9 protein-coding genes are annotated in these 8,160 nt (G+C 67.3%); 3 read left to right on the forward strand and 6 right to left on the reverse strand.

Annotation, left to right across the window (positions count from 1 at the left end; translation table 11 throughout):
* Nucleotides 1-43: 43 nt before the first annotated feature.
* The 4 genes from rplI to rpsF form a co-directional block, all read right to left on the reverse strand.
* Complete coding sequence (gene rplI / locus ACWF94_RS26135; RefSeq protein WP_453493233.1) at nucleotides 44-490, reverse strand: 50S ribosomal protein L9; 447 nt, start codon at nucleotides 488-490, stop codon at nucleotides 44-46.
* Nucleotides 491-508: 18 nt separating this feature from the next.
* Nucleotides 509-745, reverse strand: coding sequence for a 30S ribosomal protein S18 (rpsR, locus tag ACWF94_RS26140; protein WP_003956534.1), 237 nt, complete (start codon nucleotides 743-745; stop codon nucleotides 509-511).
* A 58-nt stretch (nucleotides 746-803) separates the two neighbouring features.
* Entirely contained in the window at nucleotides 804-1,415 is a 612-nt protein-coding gene (locus ACWF94_RS26145) for a single-stranded DNA-binding protein (protein WP_453493236.1), read from the reverse strand.
* A 74-nt stretch (nucleotides 1,416-1,489) separates the two neighbouring features.
* A complete protein-coding gene (rpsF, locus tag ACWF94_RS26150; protein ID WP_004950685.1) occupies nucleotides 1,490-1,780 on the reverse strand; it encodes a 30S ribosomal protein S6 in 291 nt (96 codons plus the stop codon).
* Between the two features lie 260 nt (nucleotides 1,781-2,040).
* Between rpsF and ACWF94_RS26155 the strand changes: the two genes are divergently transcribed.
* The 3 genes from ACWF94_RS26155 to ACWF94_RS26165 all read left to right on the forward strand — a co-directional run bounded on the left by ACWF94_RS26155 (nucleotide 2,041) and on the right by ACWF94_RS26165 (nucleotide 4,744).
* Complete coding sequence (locus ACWF94_RS26155) at nucleotides 2,041-2,364, forward strand: hypothetical protein (protein ID WP_453493239.1); 324 nt, start codon at nucleotides 2,041-2,043, stop codon at nucleotides 2,362-2,364.
* Nucleotides 2,365-2,472: 108 nt separating this feature from the next.
* Nucleotides 2,473-3,591 (forward strand): lipid II:glycine glycyltransferase FemX, encoded by a 1,119-nt coding sequence (locus ACWF94_RS26160; protein ID WP_453493242.1) that lies wholly within the window; start codon nucleotides 2,473-2,475, stop codon nucleotides 3,589-3,591.
* Between the two features lie 121 nt (nucleotides 3,592-3,712).
* Nucleotides 3,713-4,744: an alanine racemase gene (locus ACWF94_RS26165; protein ID WP_453493245.1), complete on the forward strand. Its 1,032-nt coding sequence runs from the start codon at nucleotides 3,713-3,715 to the stop codon at nucleotides 4,742-4,744.
* A 161-nt stretch (nucleotides 4,745-4,905) separates the two neighbouring features.
* Here the strand turns inward: ACWF94_RS26165 and ACWF94_RS26170 are convergent, their stop codons facing one another.
* Together ACWF94_RS26170 and ACWF94_RS26175 are read right to left on the reverse strand one after the other, a co-directional pair.
* Entirely contained in the window at nucleotides 4,906-6,399 is a 1,494-nt protein-coding gene (locus ACWF94_RS26170; protein WP_453493248.1) for a glycosyltransferase family 87 protein, read from the reverse strand.
* 210 nt (nucleotides 6,400-6,609) lie between these two features.
* Nucleotides 6,610-8,160 (reverse strand): transglycosylase domain-containing protein (locus ACWF94_RS26175; protein WP_453493251.1); only part of this gene is annotated, 1,551 nt, incomplete at its 5' end.

The raw sequence follows: 8,160 nt of genomic DNA on the forward strand, positions 1-8,160 counted from the left end.
CGGTGGGTGCGGCCCCTCCTGCTGACTCAGTCGATCGCGGCACTCAGGCGGCGATAACCTCGACGCCGAGCTTCGCGCCGACCTCGGGGTGCAGACGCACAGACACCTGGTGCGAGCCCAGGGTCTTGATCGGCGAACCGAGCTCGACGCGACGCTTGTCGACCTCCGGACCACCGGCGGACTTGATCGCCGAGGCGATGTCTGCCGGGGTGACGGAACCGAAGAGACGGCCGGCGTCGCCGGAGCGAACAGCCAGACGCACCTTCACGGCCTCAAGCTTGGCCTTGACCTCATTGGCCTGCTCGATGGTCGCGATCTCGTGGATCTTACGGGCGCGGCGGATCTGCGCCACGTCCTTCTCGCCGCCCTTGGTCCAGCGAATCGCGAACCCTCGCGGAACCAGGTAGTTGCGGGCGTAACCGTCCTTGACGTCAACGACGTCACCGGCGGCACCGAGGCCGGAAACCTCATGGGTGAGGATGATCTTCATGGTTCGGTCACCCTTCCCTTAGCGCGCGGTGGACGTGTAGGGCAGCAGCGCCATCTCACGGCTGTTCTTGACGGCCGTGGCGACATCACGCTGGTGCTGCGTGCAGTTGCCGGTGACGCGGCGGGCACGGATCTTGCCGCGGTCGGAAATGAACTTCCGCAGCATGTTCGTGTCCTTGTAGTCCACGTACACGGTCTTGTCCTTGCAGAATGCGCAGACCTTTTTCTTCGGCTTGCGCACAGGCGGCTTCGCCATGGTGTTTCTCCTGTGTGATCAAGAAGTGGGAGTGCAAGCTCCCCATAGAGGAATCCCTCTAGAAGGGGGGCTCGTCCGAGTAGCCGCCACCGGAACCGCCGGCACCGCCGGAACCGCCGGAGCTTCCGCCCCAGCCGCCCCCGCCGCCCTGCTGCTGACCGCCGGAAGGCGCGCTGGTGGCCCACGGGTCGTCGGCGGGTGCACCGCCGCCGCCCTGCTGGCCGCCGCCACTGGGGCCGCCGCCCCAGCCGCCGCCTCCGCCGCCCTGCTGCTGGCCGCCGCCGTAGCCGCCCTGGCCACCGCGACCGGTGGTCTTGGTGACCTTGGCCGTGGCGTTCTTGAGGCTGGGGCCGACTTCCTCGACATCCAGCTCGTAGACCGTGCGCTTGACGCCCTCGCGGTCTTCGTAGGACCGCTGCTTCAGACGGCCCTGCACGACGACGCGCATGCCGCGCTGAAGCGACTCGGCCACGTTCTCCGCCGCCTGACGCCAGACCGAGCAGGTGAGGAACAGGCTCTCGCCGTCCTTCCACTCATTGGTCTGCTTGTCGAACATGCGGGGAGTGGACGCGACGCGGAACTTCGCGACCGCCGCACCGGACGGGGTGAAGCGCAGCTCGGGATCGTCGACGAGATTGCCGACGACCGTGATGACGGTCTCGCCTGCCATGGGTGAACCTCTCGGCGGGGATTGCTTCTGGCTGCTTGCTGCTACTCGGACCCGATGACCTCTGAGCTAGGTGCTCAGTGGGTCTCGGGACGGAGGACCTTGGTCCGGAGGACCGACTCGTTCAGGTTCATCTGGCGGTCGAGCTCCTTGACGACCGCAGGCTCGGCCTGCAGGTCGATGACCGAGTAGATGCCCTCGGGCTTCTTCTTGATCTCGTAAGCGAGACGACGACGGCCCCAGGTGTCGACCTTCTCCACCTTTCCGTTGCCCTCACGGACGACGGAGAGGAAGTTCTCGATCAGGGGGGAGACAGCGCGCTCCTCCAGATCGGGGTCGAGGATGACCATCACTTCGTAGTGACGCATGTGGAACCCACCTCCTTTGGACTCAGCGGCCACGGTCGTTCCGTGGCAGGAGGGTCGTGATGCGTGAGCAACGGTATCCGGGGCCACTGACAATCGCGGACGATCGCTTTCTGGCCTGGGCAGACACCGGTGCAGACCGTCCAGAGTACCCGTAGAGGCGCTTCCGGTTGAAATCCGGTGCCGAGGAGCCGCAATCTGTACACATCGGGTGTGCGCGGCGCTACCATGCGCCGCGCTCCGGCAACGCCAGGAGGTGCCCCATGGCACAGGCAATGCGACGTCAGTCCCAGCCCTCCGCAGTCTCCCTCTTCGCCACCGACGGCAAGCCCCACCCCCTCCAGGACACCCTGGTCGCGGTGACACTGGTGCTCGGCGTCCTGTCCTTCGTCACGGCGATGTTCCACCATCTGCATCTGCTCAGCTCATGGTCGGGTCTGGTGGGAATCCTCACCGGCGCCTATGGGCAATTCATCTCGGTGACGACCCGGGAGCGCTTCGCGCTGATCCTCGGTCTCGGCGCGTCCGCCCTCGGCTTCTTCCTCGGAATGGCGCACGGCGGTCTCTTCGGCGGGGTCATCGGCTAGCCACGCGCCGTACGCGGCCATTCGGGGCGCACCCCTGGACCAGTAGGCTTCGGCGCGAGAGCCGGAGCCCCTGATCCATGGGGACACACCTGCCGAGGAGCGCCCCGCATGAGCCTGACCCTGAGGACCATCAGCCGAGAACAGCATCTGGCCTATATCCAGTCCCTGTCCTCGGCCAGTCACTGCCAGGTCCCGGCGTGGGCTGATGTGAAGACGGAATGGCGCTCGGAGAATCTGGGCTGGTTCGACAAGAACGGCCAGCTCGTGGGTGTGGGTCTGGTGCTCTACCGCCAGCTGCCCAAGATCAAGCGGTATCTCGCGTACCTCCCCGAGGGGCCGGTGCTCAACTGGTACGCGCCCAATCTGGACGACTGGCTCCGGCCGATGCTCGCCCATCTCAAGCAACAGGGCGCGTTCTCCGTGAAGATGGGCCCGCCGGTGGTCATCCGGCGCTGGGACGCGCCCGCCATCAAGGCCGGTATCCAGGACCCGGATGTGAAGCGGCTGCGGGACGTGGAGGCGACGCACATCGAACCGCGCGCCTTCGAAGTGGCCGACCGGCTGCGGAAGATGGGCTGGCAGCAGGGCGAGGACGGCGGTGCCGGCTTCGGTGACGTCCAGCCCCGGTACGTCTATCAGGTCCCCCTGGCGAACCGCTCGCTCGACGATGTCCTCAAGGGCTTCAACCAGCTGTGGCGGCGCAATATCAAGAAGGCCGAGAAGGCGGGTGTCGAGGTCGTCCAGGGCGGCTACCAGGACCTGGAGGAGTGGCAGCGGCTCTATGAGATCACCGCGCTCCGCGACCGCTTCCGGCCGCGCCCCCTCTCGTATTTCCAGCGCATGTGGCAGGTGCTGAACACCGAGGATCCCAACCGCATGCGGCTGTACTTCGCGCGGCACAATGGCGTGAATCTGTCGGCGGCGACGATGCTCGTCGTCGGCGGCCATGTCTGGTACTCATACGGCGCGTCCGACAACATCGGCCGCGAGGTCCGGCCATCGAACGCGATGCAGTGGCGGATGCTGCGCGACGCGTACGCGATGGGCGCGACCGTCTACGACCTGCGCGGCATCAGCGACTCCCTGGATGAGACCGACCATCTCTTCGGCCTCATCCAGTTCAAGGTCGGTACGGGCGGCGAGGCTGTCGAGTACATCGGTGAATGGGACTTCCCGCTCAACAAGCTGCTGCACAAGGCGCTCGACATCTATATGTCGCGCCGCTGAAGCACGTCATACCGCCGATGCGGGCCGCGCTGCTGACGCTGCCGCCGCCCACGCCGTAACCTCGTAAGCCTCGCTCACACCCCTGACACACCGCAGCCACCAGAAAGGTTCCGGGCCGGCCATGGCGCTCTCCCTCTACGTCGACACCACGCGCTGGCGGGCGCACCAGAAGTCCGTGATCGACCAGTTCCCCGGCCTGGTGCCGGTCTGCAAGGGAAACGGCTACGGCTTCGGTCATGAGCGGCTCTCGGAAGAGGCGTCCCGCTTCGGCTCCGAAATGCTGGCCGTGGGCACCACCTACGAGGCCGCCCGGATCAAGGACTGGTTCAGCGGTGATCTCCTCGTTCTCACCCCCTTCCGCCGGGGCGAGGAGCCGGTCCCGCTGCCCGACCGGGTCATCCGCTCCGTCTCCTCGGTCGACGGCGTACACGCCCTGGTGGGCGCCCGCGTGGTCATCGAGTGCATGAGTTCCATGAAGCGCCACGGAGTCTCCGAGCAGGACCTGGGCCAGCTGACCGCAGCCATCGAGGACGTACGGCTGGAAGGCTTCGCCCTCCATCTGCCGCTGGACCGTACGGACGGATCCGACGCGGTCGAGGAGGTCATCGGCTGGATGGACCGGCTGCGGGCCGCCCGGCTGCCGCTGCACACCATGTTCGTCAGCCATCTGCGCGCCCAGGAGCTGGCCCGGCTGCGGCAGCAGTTCCCGCAGACGCACTTCCGCGCCCGGATCGGCACCCGGCTGTGGCTCGGCGACCATGACTCGACCGAGTACCGGGGCTCCGTGCTGGATGTGACCCGGGTCGCCAAGGGAGACCGTTTCGGCTACCGCCAGCAGAAGGCCGCTTCCGACGGCTGGCTGGTCGTCGTCGCCGGCGGCACCTCGCACGGCGTGGGCCTGGAGGCCCCCAAGGCGCTGCACGGGGTGATGCCGCGCGCCAAGGGCGTCGCCCGCGCCGGTCTGGCGACCGTCAACCGGAACCTCTCACCGTTCGTCTGGGCGGGCAAGCAGCGCTGGTTCGCCGAGCCCCCGCATATGCAGGTCTCGATCCTTTTCGTGCCCGCCGACGCCCAGGAGCCGAAGGTCGGCGACGAACTGGTGGCGCATCTGCGCCACACCACCACACAGTTCGACCGCCTCGTCGACCGCTGACGCGCTTCTGACAGCTCTTAAGGCCGCCTCCCGGCTGACTCCCGGCTGATACGGGGAGCCTCCGGTGCATCCGGTGCATCCGGTGGTGCGGTGGTCGTCGCGTCATCGCGGCGGCTCGTGCCGGACCGGCAAGGCGCCTCGGGCGGGTGGCCCGCCGGATCCTACGGCCGGCCACCCGCCGCGCCGGGAGGCGGCGAGCCCCACTCCACCTTCGGCCCCTCGGTCACGTCCTGCGGGCGATCGGCCGCGGGCCCCAGGACGAAGACGTCCTCGGCCCCGTCGAGCACACCACCGGACGGGTCGTCCGAGCCGTCCTGCCGTACGCCGTCGCGTTCCGGCTTCAGGATGTCCCGTACGACCAGCGCGCAGAGGTACAGCGTGCCCAGCAGATGCAGGGCGATGGCCACCTGGTACCCCTCAGGGGGCAGGCCCTGCTGCTTGCTTGTCGTGTACGCGAGGTAGAGCCAGATCCCGAAGAAGTACATGACCTCGCAGGTCTGCCAGATCAGATAGTCCCGCCACCGCGGCCGGGCCAGGGCGGCGAGCGGGATGAGCCACAGGACGTACTGCGGTGAGTAGACCTTGTTGGTGAGAATGAACGCGGCGACCACCAGAAAGGCGAGCTGGGCGAACCGGGGCCTGCGGGGAGCGCACAGCGCCAGTGCCGCGATGCCCGCGCAGGCCAGGACCATCAGCAGCATCGCGGAGTTGTTCACCCGGTCGACCTCGATCGACTCGCCCGTACGCTGGGTGATGATCAGCCAGAAGGAGCCGAAGTCGATGCCCCGCTCCTCGCTGAAGGAGTAGAACTTCTTCCACCCCTCGGGCGCCATCAGCATCACCGGCAGATTCACCACCAGCCAGGAGGCCGCGGCACCGAACACCGCGGTGGCGAGTTCGCGCCACTTTCCGGCTCGCCAGCACAGCAGGAGCAGCGGACCGAGCAGGAGGACGGGATAGAGCTTGGCGGCGGTCGCCAGTCCGAGGAGGATGCCGAAGGCCAGCGGTCGGCCCCGGGACCACATCAGCATCGCGGCGGCGGTGAGCGCCACGGCCAGCAGATCCCAGTTGATCGTGGCGGTGAGGGCGAGGGCGGGGGCGAGCGCCACCAGGAGCGCGTCCCAGGGGCGACGGCGGTGGGTGCGCGCCACACAGACGGCGAGGATCGCGGTGCAGACCATCAGCATGCCCGCGTTGATCATCCAGTACACCTGCTCCTGGTTCTGGAGCGAGCCACCGGCAAGATTGAGCCAGGACGCGACCTGCATAAAGAGCCCCGTCAGCACGGGGTACTCCAGGTACTCCATGTCACCGGGGAGCCGGTCGAAGTACGGAATCAGCCCTTCGGAGAAGCCGCGCCCCAGATAGAGGTGCGGAATGTCCGAGTAGCAGGCGTGGGTGTACTGGGAGCTGGCGCCCCGGAACCAGGCCCAGTTGTAGCAGGGCATCTTCTGTGCCATGCCCAGCGCGAACATGCCGATGGCCACCAGAGCCACGACCCGTACGGGGGTGAGATAGCCGCCGCGTGTCCGCAGTGCCCAGCGGCCGGCCGGACCGCCGATCAGTTCGCTTCCGGCCGCCGCGACGGAATCCCGCCTGGTGGGCCGTACATCCGGCCGGTCCTCGTACACGCTCGTCTCTTCTGCGCTGGGCATGGTGCACATCCTGCCGTACGGGACGGGGACGCCGTGAGGGCCGCCGTATCCGGTGCACAGGCTGTGCGCCGGATACGGCGGCCCTCGTGTGGGGTCAGGTATCGGGTGGTGCCGGGTCGGCGGGGCCTCGCCCTGACAGCGCCCGATCCGAAGGAACTGCGCTAGGCGGTGTCTGACAGATCCCGGCCGGCCCGCGACGCCCGGCTCGCCCTAGCCGCCCGCGCCTCCGAACCAGCCCCCGCCGTCGTTTCCGTTGTTCCCGCCGTTTCCGTTGTTGCCACCGCTGTCGCCGCTGGATTCCGTGCTCGTCGGTGGCGGAGTCGTCGCAGGGCTGGACTGGCCACCACCGATCAGGCCGCCGATGTCCTGCCCTCCGTCGTTCCCCTCGTTGGCGCCGCCCGTTTCCTCGCAGCGCCGGCCACCCGGGTTGCACGTCTCGGACGGGGTGGAGGTGGGGGTCTTGGTCGGGGTCTTGGTCGGAGTCTTGGTCGGGGCGGCCTCGGTCTCCGTCTCGGTCGGTGTGGGGGCCGGGCTGGACGCCCCGCCGCCCCAGACGGCCTCGCCGATCGGTTCCGGCTTCGGGAACTTCTTCACGGGCTCGCCCTTAAGAGCGTCCGACATGTACTTCTGCCAGATCTCGGACGGGAACGACGATCCGTGGATCTCGTCCCGGCCGCCCGTTCCGAACATCTCCAGGAAGCCACGATTGGTGTTCTTCTCGTTGTCGTCCAGCCGGTACATGTCGATGGCGGTCGACAGCTGCGGGGTGTATCCGACGAACCAGGCCGACTTGTTTCCGTCGGTCGTACCGGTCTTGCCGGCGACCTGACGGCCCGGGAGCCGGGCATTCTTGCCGGTGCCCTCGTCGTCCTCGACGACATCCCGCAGCACATCGGTCACATTGTGGGCGACGTTCGCGTTGAAGGCGCCCACGGCTTCGTCCCGGTGCTTGTAGATGGTGTCTCCGCGCTTCTTGACGTGGGTGACGGAGTACGGGTCCCGCTGCTCGCCGTTGGCCGCGAAGGTGCCGTACGCGCTCGCCATCCGGATGGCGCTCGGAGTGGAGATACCGATCGAGAACGAGGGGACGTTCGAGCCGTTGAGCGAGGTCTTGAGCAGACCGGCGTTTTCGGCCGCCTCTCGCACCTGGGGGATGCCGACGTCCATGCCCAGCTGCACGAAGGGCGAGTTGGCAGAGTGGATCATGGCTTTACGCAGGCTGATGTTCTTGTACGACTCATCGCCGTCGTTGACCTGGAGCCACTCCTTCCCCTCCTCGTTGCGCCACACACTGCCGTTGTACCGCTTGATCTTCAGCTTGTTCTTGCCGTTGTAGACACTCTTGTCGGGGTCGACGGGCGTGCGCTGCTCAAGCGACTGCTCCTCTCCGCCTTGAGGGTCGCGCACCCCGTCCCGCATCGCGGCGGCGAGGACGAACGGCTTGAAGGTCGATCCGACCTGGGCGCCGGTCTCATTGGCGTTGTTGGTGAAGTGCTTGGTCGCGTCCTCACCGCCGTAGACGGCGACGATCTTCCCGGTCTCGGGTTCCACCGAGGCGCCGCCGAACTGGACATGCGTATCCGTCTTGGGGCGCTTCTTCGGATCGATGTTCTTCTTCTGGACCTTCTTGATCGCGGCTTCGAGCTTGTTGACCTTCGCCTTGTTGAAGGTCGTGTGGATCTCATAGCCGCCCTGCGCCAGCTTATTGGCGTCGATGTTGCTCGTGTTGTTGCTGAGGAAGCTGGCCTTGGCGAGGTCCAC

This window comes from Streptomyces sp. NPDC055078 (assembly GCF_053607985.1).